Source organism: Acidovorax sp., from assembly GCF_046314175.1.
Lineage (GTDB): Bacteria > Pseudomonadota > Gammaproteobacteria > Burkholderiales > Burkholderiaceae_C > Acidovorax.
Window position 1 is genome coordinate 1 of record NZ_JBKBXG010000092.1, and the last position, 19,923, is coordinate 19,923.

Here is a 19,923-nt window from a genome sequence, read left to right on the forward strand (position 1 = left end):
CGCCGTACTGCTCTGGGTAGCCCAGGCCCAGCAGGCCCAGGTCGGCCGCGCGGCGGTACAGGCTGCGGGGGAATTCACCGGCGGCATCCCACGCGTCCACATGCGGCGCGATCTCGGTGCGGGCAAAGCGGGTGACGGTGTCGGTGAGTGCGGTGCGGTCTTCGTCGCTCACAAGGGTCGCGTCGGATGTGGCGGTCATGCGGGCGCTCCTTGCGTGGCGGGTGCAAAGCGGGCCAGCACCTGGCCGGGCGACACCTGCTGGCCCGGGGCCACCAGCAGCTCGGCCAACGTGACAGCTACAGGGCAGGCCAGGCTGTGTTCGAGCTTCATGGATTCGATGACCACCACGGTGTCGCCCGCCGCCAGCGCCTGGCCTGCGGCCACGGGCAGCGCGACCACCTTGCCGTTGAAGGGCGCGTGCAACTCGGTGGCGCCACCAGCGGCGCCTGCGCGTGTGGCGGACTCCCACGATGCGTCTTCTACCCACCCGTCCACGCCGTCGGTTTGCCAGTGCCAGCGCAACGGCCCCACGGCAGCGTAATGCACACCGCGATGGGGCAGCTGCAGCGTGATGCTGGTGGGCTCAGCCCCGGCCTGCTCAACCTGCAGCCGCCCACTGCCTAGCTCGCGCACGGCGACAGCGTGCACCTCGCCCTGGTGACGCAGGCGCAAAGGCCGGGCCATGGAACAAGGCAGATCTGACGCAGGATTTGAAGCAAAAATGGCCTCTAGCGCTGATTGCATAAGCGCTGATAGCTCCTTTTTCAATAGCAAACCCTGCAAACCAGCAGCGTGCTCTGCCAAGAACGGCACCAACGCCTGCCCACTGGCAAACACCGGGTGCTGCAGGCAGGCCGCCAGAAACGCGCGGTTGGTGGGCAGGCCCAGCACGCGGGTGCTGTGCAGTGCACGCACCAAGGCGGCGATGGCCTCGGCCCGCGTGGGCGCGTGCACGATGAGCTTGCCCAGCATGGCGTCGTAGTGGGGTGCGACCTCTGCCCCCTCCTCCAGCGCGTGGTCAAAGCGCAGCGCACCCGGCGCAGCCCGCTCAAACGCGGTGGCCGGTGGTGCGCTGAACTGCAGCACGCGGCCGATGTGGGGGCAGAAATGTGCGTCTTCGGCACACAGGCGCACTTCGATGGCGTGGCCTTGCAGATGCACCTGATCTTGTGTGAATGGCAGCGGCTCGCCGCGCGCCACGCGGATTTGCCATTCCACCAGATCCAGCCCCGTGAGCGCTTCGGTTACCGGGTGCTCCACCTGCAGGCGGGTGTTCATCTCCATCAAGAAGAATTCAGCCCCGTCCAGAAGGAATTCCACCGTGCCCGCGCCCACATAGCCAGCGGCCTGCGCCAGCGCCACGGCGCAGGCACCCATGCGCTCGCGCAGCGCTGTGTCCACTGCGGGGCTGGGGGACTCTTCGATGATCTTCTGGTGGCGGCGCTGTACCGAGCAATCGCGCTCGCCCAGGTGGACGCATCCGCCGTGAGCGTCGGCAAAGATCTGTACCTCCACATGGCGCGGCTGCAGCAGTGCGCGTTCGATCAGCAAGTCGCCACAGCCAAAACCCGCCAGCGCCTCCGACCGTGCGCTGGCCAGTGCGGCGGGCAACTGCGCCAGGTCGGTGACCAGGCGCATGCCGCGCCCTCCCCCACCCGCCACGGCCTTGACCATGAGGGGCGTGCCGATGCGCACTGCCTCGGCTGCAAAGCGCTCGTCGCTCTGATCGTCTCCGAAGTACCCGGGCAAGCAGGGCACGCCATGCGCCTGGGCCAGTGCCTTGGCGCCGGACTTGCTGCCCAATGCGCGGATAGCGGCTGGCGAGGGGCCAATCCAGGTCAGGCCCGCATCGACCACGGCCTGGGCAAATTCCGCGTTCTCGCTGAGGAAGCCATAGCCGGGGTGCACGGCATCGGCGCCGGTGGCGCGGGCGGCGGCCAGCAGCTTGTCGATGCGCAGGTAGGTGTCGGCACTGGCCGCTCCGCCCAACGCCACCGCCTGGGTGGCCTCGCGCACATGCAGGGCGTTGGCATCGGGGTCGGAATAGACCGCCACCGTTTCGATGCCCATGCGGTGGGCGGTGTAAATCACCCGGCGAGTGATCTCGCCGCGATTGGCGATCAGTATCTTTTTCATGGCTTCGCACTCCAGGGCGGCGCCTTGCGCGCAGCAAACGCCGTCAGCCCTTGCGGCGCCTCGGGGCCACGCAGCGCTTGCGCAAAGGCGAGGGCGGCGTCATCGAGCAGCGCGGGCAATGGCTTATCTGGCTGGGCCAGCAGCAAACGTTTGGTAGCAGCCACGGCCTGAGGCGCAGCGGCGGCATGGCGTGCGATGGCGGCTTGCACTGCAGCCTCCATGTCGCCACTCACCACCTCATCAACCAGCCCCGCGATTTGAGCTTTCGCGGCATCCCAGCGCTCGCCCGTCAGCAGACAACGCCGCGCAGCAGCAGACCCAAGGCGGTGCACCACAAAGGGCGCGATCTGCGCAGGCACGATGCCCAGCGTGACCTCGGGCGTGGCGAACTGCGCGCCGCTGTGTGCAAGCACCTGATCAGCGCAACAAACCAGACCAAAGCCGCCACCCATGGCCGCGCCCTCCACCGCCACGATGAGCCACTGCGGCAACGCGCACAGGGCCTGCAGCAACGCGCCAAAGCGGCGATTCAGTGGCACCAGCGGGTCGGCTGCGCCGGCAGCCAGGGGCTGGCCAATGGTCTTGGCAAAGCCGCCCAGGCTGCCACCCGCGCAGAAGTGCCCATCGGCACCCCGCAGCACCACGCCGCGTAGGTCGGCATCGGCCGCAGCCCGCTCACACGCGGCTATCAGACCGTCCACCATCGCCTCGGACAGCGCATTGCGGCTGGCCGGGTCGTTGAGCGTCCAAGTTTCGAGGCTGCCGCTGGGCAGCGGCACGCGGTCGATGAGCAAAACAGCGGCGGTCATTTCCGTATGCCATGGTTCGCACGCAGCGGGCTGACTTCACTCCCTCGCCCCTCGCGGGAGAGGGCTGGGGAGAGGGGGTGCCGGACTGGGAGGCAGCGCCAAATCAGCCCCCTCTCCCCAACCCCTCTCCCGCGAGGGGAGAGGGGCAGTACTGCGCGCGCATCACGCTGCAGGGACAACCTTTTGCCTCTCATACGGGTCGTTTCGCAATGCCCATGAGCTTGGCGAGGATGCCCAGCATCACTTCATCCGCGCCCCCGCCGATGGACGCCAGCCGCCCGTCGCGGTACATGCGGGAGACCTTGTTCTCCAGCGTGAAGCCCATGCCGCCCCAGAACTGCAGGCAGGTGTCGGGCACCTCGCGGTTGAGGCGGCCGGCCTTGAGCTTGGCCATGCTGGCGAGCTCCAGCACGTCCTGGCCGTTCACGTACAAGTCGCAGGCGCGGTAGGTGAGTGCGCGCAGCGCTTCGACCTCGGTCTTGAGTTCGGCCAGCTTGAACTGCACCCACTGCTGGTCGGCAAGCGTGGCGCCAAACAGCTTGCGCTCCTGCGCGTAGTCGATGGTCCACTGGATGCAGTGGTTCAGCGATTCGAGCGTGCTGGCGGCGCACCACAGGCGCTCCTCCTGGAACTGCTGCATCTGGTAGATGAAGCCCTGGCCTTCGGCGCCGATGCGGTAGCGCTGGGGCACGCGCACTTCGTCAAAGTAGATCAGGCCGGTGTCGCTGCTGTTCATGCCGATCTTGCGGATCTTCTGCGCCACCTCGATGCCCTTGGTGAGCTTGCCGCCAGGGCCGTCACGCATGGGCACCATCACCAGGCTCTTGTTCTTGTGCACGGGGCCTTCGCCCGTGTTGACCAGCATGCACATCCAATCGGCCTGCAGGCTGTTGGTGATCCACATCTTCTGGCCGGTGATCACGTAGTCGTCGCCATCCTTGCGGGCCACGCTCTTGATGCCGGATACATCGCTGCCCGCCGCAGGCTCGCTCACGCCAATGCAGCCCACCATGTCGCCCGCAATCGCGGGGGCGAGAAAATTGCGCTTGAGTTCTTCGCTGCCGTAGCGCGCCAGCGCCGGGGTGCACATGTCGGTCTGCACGCCAATGGCCATGGGAACGCCGCCGCAGTGGATGTGGCCCAGCGCCTCGGCCATGGCCAGGCTGTACGAGTAGTCCAGCCCCTGGCCGCCGTACTCCTCGGGCTTGCACAGGCCCAGCAAGCCCAGGTTGCCCATCTTCTTGAAGACCTCGTGCGCGGGGAAGATCTCGGCCGCCTCCCACTCGTCCACATGGGGGTTGATCTCCTCGTCGATGAAGCGCTTGAGGGTCTTCTGGATCTCGCGGTGCTCGTGCGTGAACTGCATGGTGCTTGTCTCCGTGATGATTTGGTGAGCGAGAGGGCCGGGGCGGTGCGTGAGCTACATGCGAGCCACCCCGAATTGCATGGGCCGGGGCGTGCGCGCTGCGCCGTCCGCTATCGTGTCCAGGCAAAAAGCCAGCACGGAGCGTGTGTCGCGCGGATCGATCACACCGTCGTCCAGCAGCAGGCCGCTGGTATAGAACGCATCGGCCTGCGCCTCGAACATGGCCACGATCTTGTCGAACTGGGCCTGCGATTCGGCCGGGTCAGGCGTGATGCCTTTGCGCGCCAGCCCCGCCTCGGTCACGATCTGCATGGTGCGCGCAGCCTGCTCGCCGCCCATCACCGCCGTCTTGGCACCCGGCCAGCTGAACAGGAAGCGCGGCGCATAGCCCCGCCCGCACATGCCGTAGTTGCCCGCGCCAAAGCTGGCGCCGCACTGGATGGTGATCTGGGGCACGGTGGCGTTGGTCACGGCCTGGATCATCTTGCTGCCGTGCTTGATCATGCCGCCCTGCTCGCTGTCCTTGCCCACCATGAAGCCGGTGGTGTTCTGCAGGTAGATGATGGGGTGGCCCAGCTGGCACATCCACTGGATGAAGTGCGTGGCCTTGTTGGCGCCCGCCACGTCGATAGGGCCGTTGTTGCTGATGAAGCCCACGGCATGCCCGCCGATGTGCCCCTGCGCGCACAGGGTGGCCATGCCGTAGCGGGCCTTGAATTCGAGCAGCTCCGATCCGTCCACCAGCCGCGCGATCACCTCGCGCATGTCCACGGGCTGGCGCAAGTCGGCGGACATCAGGGACAACAGGTCATCCGCAGGCAAGGTAGGCCCGGGTGCGCTGGGTCGCGGGGGCATGTTCCATCCCAGTTGCGCCACCACATCGCGCGCCAGGCCAATGGCCTCGCGGTCATCCAGCGCCAGGTATTCGCCCAGGCCCGAGACGGCGGTGTGCATCTCGGCACCACCCAGTTCTTCTTCCGTAGCAATCTCGCCCGTGGCGGCCTTCAGCAGCGGCGGCCCGGCCAGAAAGGCGCGCGAGCGGCCCTGCACCATGATCACAACATCCGACAAGCCGGGCATGTAGGCGCCGCCTGCGGTGCCCGAGCCGTGCTGCACGGTGATCACCGGAATGCCCGCCGCCGACAGCCGCGCGAGGTTGCGGAACAAACTGCCGCCGTGCACAAAACCTTCGACCCGGTAGCGCATGAGGTTGGCACCCGCGCTCTCGACCAAGTGCACAAAAGGAAGGCGCTCGCGCAGGGCGATCTCCTGCACGCGCAGAATCTTTTCCAGGCCCATAGGCTGGATGGCACCGGCCTCGATGCCCGAGTCGCTGGCCACCACCATGCAGCGCACGCCACTCACAAAGCCGATGCCTGCGACCACGCCGCCACCGGGCACGGACTTCTCGGGGTCTTTCACGTCCTGCAGGTAGCCCGCTAGGCTGCACAGCGGCAGCCAGGGCGCACCGGCATCCAGCAGCAGCGCCACACGCTGGCGCGGCAGCAGCTGGCCGCGTTTTTCAAACTGGGGCAGTGAGCGGGCCGATGCTGCGGCGGCACGCTCTTCCAGCGCGCGCAGCGCATCCAAACGGTCCTGCAGCGCTGCGCGGCGCTGGGTGGATTCGGCGCTGCCTGCGTTGAATCGGGAGGTGAAGACAGCGGTCATACGGCCTCGGTCTTGGGGGTATGGGAAGGTGCAAACACCTGAGGCACCTGCGCGCGGTGAAAGCCGTCAAATGGCCGCACGGCCGGGTGCGCTGCGGCTGTGGCACCAGGCGGGCGCTGCGGCCAGCCCATGCGCACCTGGGGCCGTGCGCCGTCCACCCGCAGCGTGGTGCCGCTGATGAAGCTGGCTGCCGGGCTGAGCAAAAAGGTGATGGCCGCCGACACCTCGGCCTCGTTGCCAAAGCGCCCGAGCGGCACCGTGCGCGGCATGGCACGCAGCATGTCCGCCGCCTCGGGCGGGTAGTTGTCCATGCCGCTGGAGGCGATGTAGCCCGGCGCCACAGCGTTCACGCGCACACCGCTGTGCGCCCATTCCAGCGCAGCGGTTTCGGTGAAGCTGACCATGCCCGCGCGCGCAGCCCCGCTGTGCCCCATGCCCGGCATGGAGCCCCACATGTCGGCCACGATGTTGACGATGGAGCCACCGTGTTGCGCCATCCACCGCCGGTAGCACTCGCGCGCCATCAGAAACCCGCCGGTGAGGTTGGTGTGCAACACGGCCTCCCACCCCTTGGCGCTGATGGATTCGAGCGGCGCCATGAACTGCCCGCCCGCGTTGTTGACCAGCGCATCGATGCGGCCCTGCGCAGCGATGATCTGCTGCACCAGCGCCACCACGCCTTCTTCAGATCGGATGTCGCACACCTGGCACGACACGCGGCCGCCATCGGCAGTGATCTCCTCCGCCACGGCTAGCAACTTTTCAGCCTTGCGCCCTACCAGCACCACATGCGCGCCCAGGTGCGCCAGCTCGTGTGCCGTGCATCGGCCAATGCCGGAGCCACCGCCGGTGACCACCACTACCTGGCCATTGAGCAGGCCCGGAGCAAACACAGACTGGTAGGCGTTGCGCGCGATGGGGGCCATGGTGATTCCGCCTGGATGGGGTTGCTATGACCGGATGAAGAGGGCCAGCGCCTCGTCGGTGAGCGCGTCGAGCGATTTGCCCTTTTTGGGTGAGAACCACTGCACCGCCCAGTTGAGCGCCCCAAAGATGAACAGCCGCGCCACGCCGGGCTCGGCCTGGAGCGCGCCCTGCTGGGCCAGCGCTTGCAGCACGGGCATCCAGGTGGCCTCGTAGCTGTCCTTGATGCGGGCAATGCCCTTGCGCTGCGCAGGCGTGAGCGAGCGCCATTCGTACAGCATCACCGGTATGAAACTGCTGCGAGGCCCGAGCAGGATCTCGAAGTGGTGGCGAATGAGCGTGTGCAATTGCTCGCGCGGTGTGGCCGTAGCGGGCAGTGCGTCGAGTGCCTGCTGCTGGCTTTGCGCGGCCATGGTCATGCCCTCGCTCATCACGGCGTAGAGCAGCGCGCTTTTGCTTTCGAAGTGGTAGAAGGGCGAGCCGCTGTGCATGCCTGCCGCCGCCGCGATGTCGCGCGTGCTGGTGGCGGCAAAGCCCTGGGTGCGGAACAGCTTGGCGGCGCCGTCCATGAGCTTGCGGCGGCGGTTGCCGTCGTCGAGTTCTTCGGCGGTTTTGCGCGGACGGCCGCGGGGGCGGCGGGTCGGTGTTGCTTCTGCGTTGGTTTTTGCTGTGGCTTCTGCCAGGATGAGGTTGGCGATGGGCGTCGCTAAGGCCTTGCTGCGGGGGCGGGCCGGGGTTTTCTTGGCTGGGGGGGCAATGGCGCGGGTGCGCGGCACGGGTGAGTCCATGCGGACACAATAGCAAAACTGTTTATTTTTAGCAAGCAAGTGCTTGGTAAAAATACATGCCGAGATTGCAGTGGCATTTGCCACCTCAGATTTATAGTGTTTTTAGCCTCTAGCGCTTATTGGACAAGCGCCATTAGCTACTATTTTCATAGCACACAACACCTGTGTAGGCTGGCGCGCCACCCATTCCAGCACCCAACAAATTCGGAACGTCAGGACGCCCACCCTGGCGGCTCAATACTTCAACCGCGCGTAGTACGTCTTCTGCGCCGCCTCTCGCGCCTGCCGCAGGGTATGAATTCCTTGCTCCTGCAGCAGCGGAATCAGCCGCAGCCAGATTTCTGCCGTCACCAGCGCATCGCCCAGCGCAGTGTGCCGCCCCAGCACGGTGATGTTGAACCGCTCCGCAATGGCTTCGAGCCGGTGCGACTCCTGGTGCGGGTGCACCACGGCCGACAGCAGCAAGGTGTCCAGCACCGGCTGGTGAAACGCGATGCCCGTGGCGGCCTCTTGCAACTGCAGAAAGCGCATATCGAACGCTGCGTTGTGGGCCACCAGCACGGTGTCTTGGGCATACGCATGAAAGACAGGCAGCACCTGTGCAATGCGCGGCTTGCCGGTGACCATGTCTTGCGAAATGCCGTGGATGGGAATGGAGGCTTCGGGGATGAGCCGCCCAGGGTCTACCAGCTGTTCAAAGGTCTCTTGCCGCAGCAGCTTGCCGTTGACGATGCGCGCCGCGCCCAGCTGGATGATGGCGTCGCCGCCTGCGGGGTTCAGGCCTGTGGTCTCGGTGTCGAACACGGTGTAGGCCAGCTCGGCCAGCGGGCGGTCGTCCAGCGTGCTGCCCTGCTCGTCCATCTGGAACAGGTCAAAGTCGTAGTACTCGGGGCGGCTGTAGCTGCTGCCATCGCCCGGGGCGGATTCCACCGGGCCTTGCACGCTGGCCAGCGGCAGCAAAAACCGAAAGAACGCCTGGTGGCGCACGCGGTCGCGCTCAAACCACATTTCGCCGCCGTGGCGCTCGACCACATCGCGCACCGTGAGCGGTGTGCGCTCGGTGCCAAAGCGCATGGCATCCATCTCCCAGCTCATCACGGTTTCGTTGCTCATGGCCTGGCCGCTCCACACCAGGTCGAGCTGCGCATGGGCGCCCACGGGCTGCAGGCGCAGCTGCAAAAAGCGCACCTCAAACTCGTCCACCAGCCGGTGGGCCAGATAGGTGAGCGCCTGCAGCAGGGTATAGCTGTCCACCTTGAGCCACAGGTGGGCATCTACGTCGTCCAGCGTTACAGGGCGCTGGCATACCGCGGTGATCTGGCGTTGCGCAGCGTTGGCCAGGTCGGCGCCCAGCATCTCTTCCAGCGGCCAGCGGGTTTTAAGCCGCTGGGTGGCGCGCTGGGCCAGGTCGCTGATACGGCGGCCCATGGTGCCGACCTCGTCACGCACCACCGCCAAGAATTTCTCGCGCATGGCGCTTTCCAGGTCAGCGTAGCCCAGCATGTCCACGGCGGCCTGGATGTTGGCGAGCGACGCGCGGCTGCCTTCGGTCAGGCCGTGCAGCAGCTGGTCGCGCTCGGACTCTTCCTGCACGCTTTGGGTCACGTTTTCCAGCATCAGCACAAAGCCGCTGAGGGATGCCACAGCCGGTGGGTCACCCTGGCCTTGGGCCATGCCGTCCGCCGCGCGCACGGGCGCCACCTGCACGCGCAGCAGTTGCCCGCCCTGTGCACTGGTCACAAACTGTGCCGACGGGCTGGGTGCGCCGCGCGCCATGGCCTGGTGGATGCGCTCCAGCGCATGGGCCAGCACCTGGCGGTCAAACACGGCATACACCGACCGGCCAATGCCCATCAGCTCGGCGCCCGCTGCGGTGTCCGCCCCTTGCGACAGGGCACGAAACTGCTGGCGGGCGCGCTGGTTGTACAGCAGGATGCGCCCGTCGCGGTTGCACACCACCACGCTCTGGTTCAGCTCGGCCATCAGCGCGGCGAGGCGGTTCTTTTCTTGCTGCACGCTGTAGCTGGCCTGGGCAACCTGTGCGTCCATGTCGGCGCGCAAGCCGTCCCGCTGCGCAGCCAGCTCGTTCACCGCGCCCGCAAGGGCCTGCATCTCGGCTGTGCCACGGGGCTTGAGCTGCTGGGGTGTGGCTGCCGTCAGCACCACGCGTGTTTCTTCGAGCAAGCGGGCCGGGGCACCCACGTAGCGGCGGTACAGCACCTGCAACGCACCACCCACCACGGCCAAGCCCGCCAGCCACCCCATGGCCACCAGCACTACGCGCGGCGACAGCACATCGCCCACCGCAGCGCGCTCGGCAGCGTCGAGCGTGGACCACACCACGGCGCCCATCAGCAGCAGCCAGGCCGCCATGACCAGCCCGGCCACGGCCACCGCCAGCAGCAAGCGCGGGTCGATTTTTTTCATACAGCACCTTCCGCGGGCAGGCCCAGCAGTTCGGCCACCTTCTGCACCAGCTCGCGCGTGGAGAACGGTTTGGTCATGTAGGCATTGGCACCCAGCGCCAGGCCCTTGGCCACGTCGGTTTCGCGGCCCTTGGCCGTGAGCATGAGGATCTTGGTGGCCTGCAGTGCGGCATCGGCGCGCACCGCCTGGCACACCTCAAAGCCGGACTTGTGCGGCATCATCACGTCGAGCAGCACCAGGTCGGGCCGCTCGCGCGCGATACTGTCCAGCGCCTCGTTGCCATCGCGCGCAACCACCACGGTGTAGCCCTCGCGCTGCAGCAGGTATTCGAGCGATATCACGATGTTGGGCTCGTCGTCGGCGATCAGTATCTTGGCGGTCATGGTGTGGGCGGGCCTTTGGCGATAGGGGGTTGCAGCGGCAGCCAGAAGCGGAAACGCGCGCCTGCTGCGGGTGCCGTCGGGATGTGGGAGGAAAGCTTTGGGGCGATGGGCGCTGGCTGCTCCAGCCACAGGCGACCGCCGAAATGTTCAATGATCTGGCGGCTGATGGGCAGGCCCAGGCCGGTGCCTTGCGGGCGGTGCGCCGCGTCACCGCCCTGGTGAAAGCGGTCGAACACCAGCTGCGCCTGCGCCGGGTCCACGCCCGGGCCGTCGTCCTGCACCGACACGGTGACGCCATCGGCGTCGGCCTGCACTTCCACCCTCACCACGCCGCCGTGCTGCGGCACAAACTTGGCAGCGTTGGACAGCAGGTTGAGCAGCACCTGCATGAGCCGGTCGGGGTCGGCCTGCAGAACGGGCAAGTCGGCCGGCAGTTGCACAGACACCTTTGCAGCGCGTTCGCGGAACACCTCGGCAGTGGTCGCCACGGCCTGTTCGACCAGTGCGCGCAGGTCCACCGCAGCCACATGCCAGTCGGCATGGCCTGCCTCGATCTTGGCCATGTCCAGCACCTGGTTCACAAGGCGCGTCAGGCGCTCGGTCTCGGCCACGATGATGCCGATGAACTGCTGGCGCTGGGCGGTGGGCATGTCCGCATCACCCTGCATCAGCTCGGCCAGCGCGCGGATGGAGGTGAGCGGTGTGCGCAACTCGTGCGTGACGGAGGACATGAAGTCGTCTTTCAAGCGGTCCAGGCTCTGCAGTTGGTTGTTGGCCTCGCGCAGCTCGGCGGTGGCTTGCTCCAGCGAGCGCGACTTGTCCTCCAGCGCGCGCGAATACGCGCGGACCTGCGAGGTTTCATCGAGGATGCGCAGCACGTCGTCGGGGGTGAGGATTTCTTCCTCGGCCACCGATGCCACCAGCACGCGCGCCGATGCGCTGCCCACCGCGCCGGCCAGTTGCGTTTCGACAAACTGCACAAAGCGCGCATCGGGCCGGATGGCGTCGGCCTGCCGCACGCCCACTTGCCGGGCGTAGTCGGCAAACAGCGCCTCGGCCTTGGTGGCACCCAGAAAGCGCTCGCACAGTTGCAGCAGATCGGGCGTGCGGGCGCGCCCGCGCCAGAACACGGGGCTGGAGACTGCCGTGCGCTCGAACACATCCACAAACAGCAGCGCCTGGCTGGCCTCGTGGCCGGACGGCGCCCGCCACAGCGAGACGCCCACGTAGGCCACCAAGTTGGCCAGCAGGCTCCAGAACAGTGAATGGGTCAGACCATCGAAACCGGTCAGTCCTAAAAACTGCTCGGGCCGCAGCCACCCCAGCCCCCACGGTCCGTGGGTCAGAAAGCCCGCATCCAGCCAACCTGATTTGGCAATGGAGGGCAGCATGAGCGTGTAAGCCCACATGGCAAACCCCACCAGCAGACCCGCCAGCGCACCCCGGCGTGTGCCGCCTTTCCAGTACATGCCGCCCAGCATCACGGGGGCGAACTGGGCCACGGCGGCAAAGCTGATGAGCCCGATACTGACCAGCGCATACGCTTCGCCCGCGAGGTGAAAGTACACATAGCCGAGCACCAGCACGCCCAGAATGGCCGCCCGGCGAATGCCCAGCAGCAGGCGCGACAGGTCTTGCCCCGCACCGCTGCGCAGATGCCGCCAGCGCAGCAGCAGGGGCAGCACCAGTTCGTTGCTGACCATGGTGGACACCGCAATGGTTTCCACAATCACCATACCCGTAGCGGCCGACAGCCCACCAATGAACACAAACAGCGCCAGCGCGTGCTGGCCAGCAGCCAGGGGCAGCGACAGCACAAAGTTCTCCGCGTTCATTGCGGCGCCGCCGCCAAAGTGCAGCAGCCCGCCCAGCGCAATCGGCAACACCAGCAGGTTGATGAGCAGCAGGTACAACGGAAACACCCACACCGCCCGGCGCAGGTGTGACTCGCGCACGTTCTCCACCACCATCACCTGAAACTGTCGGGGCAGAAAAACGACCGACAGCATGGACAGCAGCGTGAGCGCAAACCACTGCGCCCAGGCAAACTGCCCACCCTGTTCCAGCCGCAGCAACTGCTGCAGCGCAGGCACAGCCTGCGCCCGCGCAAACAAATCGCCCAGGCCATCAAAAAGGCTGTAGACCACAAACAGGCCCACCGACAGAAACGCCACCAGCTTGACCACCGATTCAAACGCAATGGCTGCCACCATGCCTTCGTGCCGCTCGGTGGTGTCCAGGTGCCGGGCGCCAAACACCATCGTGAACCCGGCCAGTACGAGCGCCACGTAGAACGCGCTGTCCTGGCTCCAGTGCACCGACGTCTGAGCCACATCGCCCGCCTGGGCCGTCAGCAGTGCATAGCCTGCCGATACGGCCTTGAGCTGCAGCGCGATGTACGGGACGATGCCCACCACCGCAATGAGCGTGACCAGCCCGGCCAGCAGCGGGCTTTTGCCATAGCGGCTGGCAATGAAGTCGGCAATCGACGTGATGCGGTAGGCCTTGGCGATGCGGATCATCTTGCGCACCACCAACCACCCCAGCACCATGGCCAGCGTGGGGCCGAGGTAAATGGGCAGAAACCACACGCCCCCAGTTGCGGCCCGGCCCACACTGCCAAAGTACGTCCAGGCCGTGCAGTACACCGCCAGCGACAGCGCATACACCCACGGGTTGGCAATGACCGAGCGGCCCTGGCGCCCACGCCAGTCGGCCCAGTAGGCCACGGCAAACAGGATCAGAAGGTAGCCCAGCGACGCAGAGATGACCAGTGCAGGCGACAACATGGTGCGTCAGGCCCGCGGCGAGGGCGGGGGCGCAGAAGACTGCGGGGAAGGGGACAGAGAGAGGGGCGTCGAAGGAACCGAAGGTAAGGCAGACGCCGGAGCCTCGTCATCGCGCACCGACGGCCTCTCTACCAACCAGGCCAGCGCGACAATCAGCGCCAGCCACAGCAAGAACAGCGCTGCCGGGAACGCGGGGACGCCCCATACCGTAGCGTCACGGTCCCACAGCCCCAGCAGGGGGAAATTGAGCAACACCCAGCCGCCGGCAAACAGCGCAACCAGGCGTTGGGAGCCGAGTCGTTTGTGCACAGCGGTCTCCTGCGAGACGTCTCCACGCGTCCCTGCACCGCATTGTGCGCCTGGCACTTACCTCGGTCTTACTTGCCGAGTGGCGCAGTCAGGCTTTAGGTTCTGCTTTCGGCTCGGCCTTGGGCCGGGGGATGCTGCCGTGGGCCTGGCGTGACAGCGCAAAACTCAGGAAAAACTTGCACCAGATGGTGCTGCCCGCAATTGCCGTCCAGGTGTTGTAGTCCAGCTGACCGAGCGCCACGCTGATGATGACAACGGTGGCCACCGTGCCAGCGATCAGGTTGATGATCATCTCGAACGGCGCGTACTTCTCGGGGTTGGGCGGCGGCAGGCCGCGCTTCAAGCCCACCTCGGAAAAGTCGCGCTTGACCACAATGCGCCAGGCCCGGCGGAACCAGAAGAACGCCATCGGGAACAGCGCCAGATACAGAATCCACGTCAAAGCGACGCTGACATCGAAAACCATGCAAGGCTCCCCTCGTTGGTGGCGCCGCCTGTTGCAGCGCCCAACCAATCATTCATTCAGTAAAAAGGCCCTGCCAGCGCAGCCAGCAGGGCCTCCATTGTCACTGTGCTGCGCCGCAGCGAACAGTGTGGTTTACACGGTAGCAGGGCTTGCGCCCCGCACCTTACTTAGTGTGCACCATCCACCAGCTTGGAGCCGCGTGGCACACGCACCGCTTCGACCATGGCCTGGATGTGTGCTGGCGGCTCTTTGGTGAACTTGTCCACCAGGAACGCCACACCGAAGTTCACCATCGCACCCACTGCACCAATGGCTTCTGGGGTGATGCCAAAGATGCTGTTGGCGCCGCCAATCAGACCCAGGTACTCCGTGCCCTTGATGAAGAAGATGCCCTTGTGCGCAAACACGTAGAAAAGCGTGAAGAACAGGCCTGCCAGCATGCCGGCCATGGCGCCTTCCTTGTTCATCTTCTTGCTGAAAATACCCATCATGATGGCTGGGAACAGCGAGCTGGCCGCAATACCGAAGGCCAATGCCACCGTACCCGCCGCGAACCCTGGCGGATTCAAGCCCAGGTAGCCCGCCACCATAATGGCGACCGCCATGGAGACCTTGCCTGCCAGCAGCTCGTTCTTTTCACTGATGTTGGGGTTGAACACGTTCTTGACCAGGTCATGCGACACGGCCGAAGAAATCGCCATCAGCAGACCCGCCGCAGTAGACAGCGCCGCCGCCAGACCACCGGCCGCCACCAGCGCGATCACCCAGTTGGGCAGCAGCGCGATTTCGGGGTTGGCCATCACGATGATGTCGACATTTACGTTCAGTTCGTTGCCCTTCCAGCCGGCAGCTTCTGCCTTGCCCTTGGCTTCGGCATTGGTGGTCTTGTCGTTGTAGTACTGGATGCGGCCATCGCCGTTCTTGTCTTCCCACTTCAACAGGCCCGTCTTTTCCCAACGCTTCATCCAGTCTGGACGCTGCTCGTTCAACAGGCTGGCGTCAGCCGCATACAGATCACCACCGGTCTTGACCGCGGTGTTCACCGTGGAATGCAGGTTGAGCTTTGCCATGGCGCCCACTGCGGGTGCCGTGGTGTACAGGATGGCAATGAACACCAGCGCCCAGCCAGCCGAGCTGCGAGCGTCCTTGACCGAAGGAACGGTAAAGAATCTCATGATGACGTGTGGCAGGCCAGCGGTGCCGATCATCAGCGACATCGTGTACATGAACATGTTCAGCGTGCTGCCAGGCAGTTGCGTGGTGTACTTGCCAAAGCCCAGATCGGTGACCACCGAGTCGAGCTTGGCCAGCAGAGACATGTCCGTGCCGATGTAGTTACCACCCAGCCCCAGCTGTGGCAGCGGGTTGCCCGTAAGCTGCAGCGAGATGAACACGGCAGGCACGGTGTAGGCCAGGATCAGCACGATGTACTGCGCCACCTGTGTGTAGGTGATGCCCTTCATGCCGCCGAACACGGCGTAGGCAAACACGATGGCCATGCCCACGTAGATGCCCGTGTCGCTTGACACACCGAGGAAGCGCGAGAACGCAATGCCCACACCAGTCATCTGACCAATGATGTAGGTGAGCGATGCAACCAGCAGGCAAATCACGGCAATGGTGCTTGCGCTCTTGGAGTAGAAGCGGTCACCAATGAACTGGGGCACTGTGAACTTGCCGAACTTGCGCAGGTAGGGCGCCAGCAGCATGGCCAGCAGCACGTAGCCACCCGTCCAGCCCATCAGGAACAGCCCGCCGCCGTAACCCATGGTAGAGATCAGGCCGGCCATGGAGATGAACGACGCAGCGCTCATCCAGTCGGCCGCCGTGGCCATGCCGTTGGTTACCGGGTGGACGCTGCCGCCCGCCGCGTAGAACTCGCTGGTGGAACCCGCGCGGGCCCACACAGCAATGCCGATGTAGAGCGCGAAGCTCAGCCCGACAAAGAGGTAGATGGTTGTTTGAAGATCCATGATGTCAGTCCTCAGTCTTCATGCACGTCGAACTGACGGTCAATGTCGCCCATCTTCTTGGCGTAATAAAAAATCAGCGCAATGAAGATGTAGATGGAGCCTTGGTGGGCGAACCAGAACCCGAGCGGGTAACCGCCAAGACTGATCTTGTTGAATAAGTCAACGAACAGAATCCCCGCGCCAAACGACACTAAAAACCAGATGATGAGAATCTTGGTGAGTAGGCCGAGCGTGGCTTTCCAGTAGGCATGACTGCTTTTGTCTTCCTTCATGAAGTCCCCTCATGTTTGAGAACAGAAACACAGCGAAGAAACTCCGCTGCCCCTGCACATTCCGCGGGCAGGCCACGGGATTGCGAGGGTGACTGTGGCGACGGTTCCTTACAGTGAACTGATGAAAGCGGCCAAACTTACGCAGGATTGACGACCCGAGGGAAAACACCGATCCGCCATTTCGCAGTGCGGCGAAAACATGCGATTGCTGCGCAAGGGGCATAAAAAAGGCCTCGCGCTGCCAGAGCAGCGGAGGCCAAATCCGGTCAGAAAACAGACCGGGGGGAGGGATCAGTAGTGTTTCGCCGGCTGCTGCAGATTAGCAGCCCAAAGGCCGGTTAGTGCGCATAGGAACAATGCCAGTCACGCGGATTGTCGCGTTCGAGTTGTCGGTGGCTGTCAGGGTTTTCCCGTTGAAGCGCACTTGATCGCTCTCGCGCACCACGGCCGTGTCGGTCGGCTCGCCGCTGGCGTATTCCTTGCCTTCAAACGTCAGGAACACCTGATGCAAACCGGTGGCATCAGGGCGGTAGCGAATGTCACCAAACGCAGTGGTCGAAGCGCCCACCTTGTTGGCGCCATCAAAGCGGAAGGAGCACAGCTCCGGCACCGAGCCGATGGGGTTTTCCTTGTCGACGTTGGTGAGATTCAACGCACCGTTGCCATAAACACCATTGAGGGTGCTGATGGTTGCGTTGCTCACTGTCAGCACACCGGGCTCATTGCTGGGCGTTGGATCTTCGTCATTGCCACCGCCGCAGGCGACAAGCAAAACAGAAGTGGCAGCCAGGGCTACGCAGGTTTTGAAGAGAGATTGCATGGTGATGAGCGTCCGTAGATTGTTGATGGGGGTTGCTGGGGGGAGTTGCGCCCCGAGCGCTGGTCCCTGAACTGCATCGTATGAACCACCCCCACCAACGTACGTGCGCCTCGGCCTGCCCTGCGCGTAGGACATAGGCGGACAGCGCTGTGCGCTGCACACGCCTCGCTTTCAGCACATCACACCCATCCACCCTTACCCTTCAACGTGCCAGCACCGCCGCCAGCGCCTTGCCCGTGTGCGTGCCCGCAGCCACCACCTCTTCAGGCGTCGCGGCGGCCACGATGCGGCCACCGGCGTTGCCGCCCTCCGGCCCCAGGTCCAGGATCCAGTCGGCCTCGGCGATCACGTCGAGGTCGTGCTCGATCACGATCACGCTGTGGCCGCCATCCACCAGGCGGTGCAGCACGCGGATGAGCTTGTCCACGTCGGCCATGTGCAGGCCCACCGTGGGCTCGTCGAGCACATACAGCGTGTGTGGCGCCTTCTGGCCCCGGCGGCCGACCTCGTCGCGCACCTTGGTGAGCTCAGTCACCAGCTTGATGCGCTGCGCCTCGCCGCCGCTCAATGTGGGCGAGGGCTGGCCCAGCGTGAGGTAGCCCAAGCCCACGTCCTTCAGCAGTTGCAGCGGGTGCGCAATGCTGGGCATGGTGGCGAAGAAGTCCACGGCCTCGTCCACCTCCATCTGCAGCACGTCGCCAATGCTCTTGCCGCGCCAGGTCACAGCCAGCGTCTCGGGGTTGAAGCGCGCACCGTGGCAGGTTTCGCACGGCACCTTCACGTCGGGCAGAAAGCTCATCTCGATGGTGCGCACGCCCGCGCCTTCGCAGCTGGGGCAGCGGCCTTCGCCGGTGTTGAAACTAAAGCGCCCGGCCGCATAGCCGCGCGCCTTGGCCTCCAGCGTTTCAGCGAACAGCTTGCGGATGGTGTCCCAGAAGCCGATGTAGGTGGCGGGGCAGGAACGCGGTGTTTTGCCGATGGGCGTTTGGTCCACTTCCAGCACGCGGTCGATGCTCTCAAAGCCCGACAAGCCCGTGCAACCGACCAGTGGCGGCGCCTTGCCCGCGTCCATCGCATCGCGCCCGGCTTTGGTACTGCGCTGTTGTACCCAGGCCTGCACGTTGGCCAGCAGCACGTCGCGGGCCAGCGTGGACTTGCCCGAGCCGCTCACGCCCGTCACTGCGACCAAACGATGCAAAGGCACGGTGGCGGTCACGTTCTGCAGGTTGTGCAGTTGCGCGCCGTGGACCGTGAGCCAGCGCATCGCTGCGCGTTCCTTGGCTTCGGTCAACGCATCCGCCGCCAGCGATGCGGCCTGGGCTGCGCGCTTCTTGACGGCGGCGCTTTGCCGACCGGTGGGCGCTGCGGCTTCGGCCCGGGCAAAGGCGGCCGTTGCTTCGGCACTGACCTCGCTGGCCGCCATGCTGCGGCGCAGTTGCAGCGGGTGCTTCATGGCGTGCAACAGGTAGCGGCCGGTTTGCGAATCTTCGGCGCCCGTGATGTCGGCCACGCTGCCCTGCGCCACCAGGCGCCCGCCGCGTTTGCCGGCACTCGGGCCAATGTCGATGATGTGGTCGGCGCGGCGAATGGTGTCTTCGTCGTGCTCCACCACCACCAGCGTGTTGCCCTTGTCGCCCAGCTTGTGCAGGGCGTTGAGCAAAATCTGGTTGTCGCGCGCATGCAGGCCGATGGTGGGCTCATCCAGCACATAGCACACGCCCTGCAGGTTGCTGCCCAGTTGCGCGGCCAGGCGAATGCGCTGCGCCTCTCCACCGCTGAGCGTGGGCGCGCCCCGGTCCAGCGTGAGGTAGCCCAGGCCCACTTCTTCCAGAAATTCGAGGCGGCTCTGGATCTCGGGCACCAGGTCGCGGGCGATGTCGCCTTCGCGCTGGGTCATGCCGCCTTCGATGCGCAGGGTCTCGATCCAGCGGCGCACATCCGTCACCGACAGGGCTGCGATGTCGGTGATGCCCACACCGGCAAACTTGACGGCGCGGGCCGTGGCGTTCAGGCGGGTGCCGCTGCAGGTGGGGCAGGCGGTGTCGGCCAGGTCTTCCACCTCGGCCTCGGCAAAGGTCTGCTCGCGGCCTTTTTCCTTGTCGTCTTGTACCGAGTCGTCAAACACCTTGCGCTGGTCTTTGGTGAGCTTGACGCCCGTGCCCACGCAGTCGGGGCACCAGCCGTGCTTGCTGTTGTAGCTGAACAGGCGCGGGTCCAGCTCGGCATAGCTGGTGGCGCACACCGGGCATGCGCGCTTGGTCGAAAACGCTTGCAGATGGCCAATGCCCGCCGTGGCCGCGCCGTTTTGCATGGCCTCCGCCAGCGTGCTGATGCTGCTGAGCACATGCACCACGCCCTTGCCGTGCGTGAGCGCGTCGGCCAGTGCCTTGCGGAGCTGGGCTTCGTTCTCGGGCGAGACGTCGAGGCTCGCCACCGGCAGCTCGATGGTGTGCTCCTTGAAACGGTCAATGCGCGGGAAGTTGGTGGTGGGCAAGAAGTTGCCGTCCACGCGCAGGTGCGTGTGGCCCCTCGGGCGGGCCCAGTCGGCCAGCTCGGTGTACACGCCCTTGCGGTTCATCACCAGCGGCGCAAGCAGCCCGATGTGCTGGCCGCGGAACTGCGTGAGCAGCTGGGCCGCGATGCTCTCGGGCGTTTGCGGCTGCACGGCGGCACCGTCTTTGGTGCAGTGCTGGGTGCCCAGCTTGACGTACAGCAGGCGCAGAAAGTGCCACACCTCGGTGGTGGTGCCCACGGTGGACTTGCGCCCGCCGCGCGACAGGCGCTGCTCGATGG

The 19,923-nt window shown here is 65.4% G+C and carries 15 protein-coding genes and 1 pseudogene; all 16 read right to left on the reverse strand.

Going from position 1 to position 19,923, the window contains the following annotated elements; all coding sequences use genetic code 11:
- Positions 1–199: acyl-CoA dehydrogenase family protein (locus tag ACK4OE_RS20920; RefSeq protein WP_409887712.1), on the reverse strand; the 199-nt coding region annotated here is incomplete at its 3' end.
- The gene (locus tag ACK4OE_RS20925; protein ID WP_409887713.1) at positions 196–2,136 is read right to left on the reverse strand and encodes a biotin carboxylase N-terminal domain-containing protein; all 1,941 of its coding nucleotides are present in this window, start codon (positions 2,134–2,136) and stop codon (positions 196–198) included. The genes ACK4OE_RS20920 and ACK4OE_RS20925, both read right to left, overlap by 4 nt.
- Entirely contained in the window at positions 2,133–2,945 is an 813-nt protein-coding gene (locus ACK4OE_RS20930; protein ID WP_409887715.1) for an enoyl-CoA hydratase/isomerase family protein, read from the reverse strand. The genes ACK4OE_RS20925 and ACK4OE_RS20930 overlap by 4 nt, the downstream gene beginning before the upstream one ends.
- A 190-nt stretch (positions 2,946–3,135) precedes the next feature.
- Positions 3,136–4,311 (reverse strand): acyl-CoA dehydrogenase family protein, encoded by a 1,176-nt coding sequence (locus ACK4OE_RS20935; RefSeq protein WP_409887717.1) that lies wholly within the window; start codon positions 4,309–4,311, stop codon positions 3,136–3,138.
- Positions 4,312–4,365: 54 nt separating this feature from the next.
- Positions 4,366–5,979 (reverse strand): acyl-CoA carboxylase subunit beta, encoded by a 1,614-nt coding sequence (locus tag ACK4OE_RS20940; protein WP_409887719.1) that lies wholly within the window; start codon positions 5,977–5,979, stop codon positions 4,366–4,368.
- Positions 5,976–6,905, reverse strand: a complete 930-nt coding sequence (locus ACK4OE_RS20945; protein WP_409887721.1) for an SDR family oxidoreductase — start codon at positions 6,903–6,905, stop codon at positions 5,976–5,978. Before ACK4OE_RS20945 ends, ACK4OE_RS20940 begins: the two co-directional genes overlap by 4 nt.
- A gap of 24 nt (positions 6,906–6,929) precedes the next feature.
- The gene (locus ACK4OE_RS20950) at positions 6,930–7,691 is read right to left on the reverse strand and encodes a TetR/AcrR family transcriptional regulator (RefSeq protein WP_409887723.1); all 762 of its coding nucleotides are present in this window, start codon (positions 7,689–7,691) and stop codon (positions 6,930–6,932) included.
- Between the two features lie 234 nt (positions 7,692–7,925).
- Positions 7,926–10,118, reverse strand: coding sequence for an exonuclease domain-containing protein (locus tag ACK4OE_RS20955; protein ID WP_409887725.1), 2,193 nt, complete (start codon positions 10,116–10,118; stop codon positions 7,926–7,928).
- On the reverse strand, positions 10,115–10,501 hold the full coding sequence (locus ACK4OE_RS20960) for a response regulator transcription factor (protein ID WP_409887727.1): 387 nt from the start codon (positions 10,499–10,501) through the stop codon (positions 10,115–10,117). Before ACK4OE_RS20960 ends, ACK4OE_RS20955 begins: the two co-directional genes overlap by 4 nt.
- Positions 10,498–13,290, reverse strand: a complete 2,793-nt coding sequence (locus tag ACK4OE_RS20965; protein ID WP_409887729.1) for an ATP-binding protein — start codon at positions 13,288–13,290, stop codon at positions 10,498–10,500. The genes ACK4OE_RS20960 and ACK4OE_RS20965 overlap by 4 nt, the downstream gene beginning before the upstream one ends.
- Positions 13,291–13,296: 6 nt before the next feature.
- Positions 13,297–13,599 carry a hypothetical protein gene (locus ACK4OE_RS20970; protein ID WP_409887731.1) on the reverse strand — a complete coding sequence of 101 codons (303 nt, stop codon included), beginning with the start codon at positions 13,597–13,599 and terminating at the stop codon, positions 13,297–13,299.
- Between the two features lie 88 nt (positions 13,600–13,687).
- Positions 13,688–14,065, reverse strand: a complete 378-nt coding sequence (locus ACK4OE_RS20975; protein ID WP_409887733.1) for a hypothetical protein — start codon at positions 14,063–14,065, stop codon at positions 13,688–13,690.
- Between the two features lie 167 nt (positions 14,066–14,232).
- Positions 14,233–16,038, reverse strand: coding sequence for a sodium:solute symporter family protein (locus tag ACK4OE_RS20980; protein ID WP_409887735.1), 1,806 nt, complete (start codon positions 16,036–16,038; stop codon positions 14,233–14,235).
- A gap of 11 nt (positions 16,039–16,049) precedes the next feature.
- Positions 16,050–16,310: a DUF4212 domain-containing protein gene (locus tag ACK4OE_RS20985; RefSeq protein WP_409887736.1), complete on the reverse strand. Its 261-nt coding sequence runs from the start codon at positions 16,308–16,310 to the stop codon at positions 16,050–16,052.
- Between the two features lie 319 nt (positions 16,311–16,629).
- Complete coding sequence (locus ACK4OE_RS20990; RefSeq protein WP_409887738.1) at positions 16,630–17,130, reverse strand: hypothetical protein; 501 nt, start codon at positions 17,128–17,130, stop codon at positions 16,630–16,632.
- A gap of 202 nt (positions 17,131–17,332) precedes the next feature.
- Positions 17,333–19,923 (reverse strand): annotated as a pseudogene (locus ACK4OE_RS20995) (excinuclease ABC subunit A); the annotation flags it as partial.

What these genes read in the sequence shown, in the direction of transcription:
- ACK4OE_RS20980 (WP_409887735.1), bottom strand. Translation starts at nt 16,038, where the DNA reads ATGGATCTTCAAACAACCATCTACCTCTTTGTCGGGCTGAGCTTCGCG.
- ACK4OE_RS20940 (WP_409887719.1), bottom strand. Translation starts at nt 5,979, where the DNA reads ATGACCGCTGTCTTCACCTCCCGATTCAACGCAGGCAGCGCCGAATCC.
- ACK4OE_RS20965 (WP_409887729.1), bottom strand. Translation starts at nt 13,290, where the DNA reads ATGTTGTCGCCTGCACTGGTCATCTCTGCGTCGCTGGGCTACCTTCTG.
- ACK4OE_RS20960 (WP_409887727.1), bottom strand. Translation starts at nt 10,501, where the DNA reads ATGACCGCCAAGATACTGATCGCCGACGACGAGCCCAACATCGTGATA.
- ACK4OE_RS20985 (WP_409887736.1), bottom strand. Translation starts at nt 16,310, where the DNA reads ATGAAGGAAGACAAAAGCAGTCATGCCTACTGGAAAGCCACGCTCGGC.
- ACK4OE_RS20990 (WP_409887738.1), bottom strand. Translation starts at nt 17,130, where the DNA reads ATGCAATCTCTCTTCAAAACCTGCGTAGCCCTGGCTGCCACTTCTGTT.
- ACK4OE_RS20975 (WP_409887733.1), bottom strand. Translation starts at nt 14,065, where the DNA reads ATGGTTTTCGATGTCAGCGTCGCTTTGACGTGGATTCTGTATCTGGCG.
- ACK4OE_RS20945 (WP_409887721.1), bottom strand. Translation starts at nt 6,905, where the DNA reads ATGGCCCCCATCGCGCGCAACGCCTACCAGTCTGTGTTTGCTCCGGGC.
- ACK4OE_RS20955 (WP_409887725.1), bottom strand. Translation starts at nt 10,118, where the DNA reads ATGAAAAAAATCGACCCGCGCTTGCTGCTGGCGGTGGCCGTGGCCGGG.
- ACK4OE_RS20930 (WP_409887715.1), bottom strand. Translation starts at nt 2,945, where the DNA reads ATGACCGCCGCTGTTTTGCTCATCGACCGCGTGCCGCTGCCCAGCGGC.
- ACK4OE_RS20935 (WP_409887717.1), bottom strand. Translation starts at nt 4,311, where the DNA reads ATGCAGTTCACGCACGAGCACCGCGAGATCCAGAAGACCCTCAAGCGC.
- ACK4OE_RS20950 (WP_409887723.1), bottom strand. Translation starts at nt 7,691, where the DNA reads ATGGACTCACCCGTGCCGCGCACCCGCGCCATTGCCCCCCCAGCCAAG.
- ACK4OE_RS20925 (WP_409887713.1), bottom strand. Translation starts at nt 2,136, where the DNA reads ATGAAAAAGATACTGATCGCCAATCGCGGCGAGATCACTCGCCGGGTG.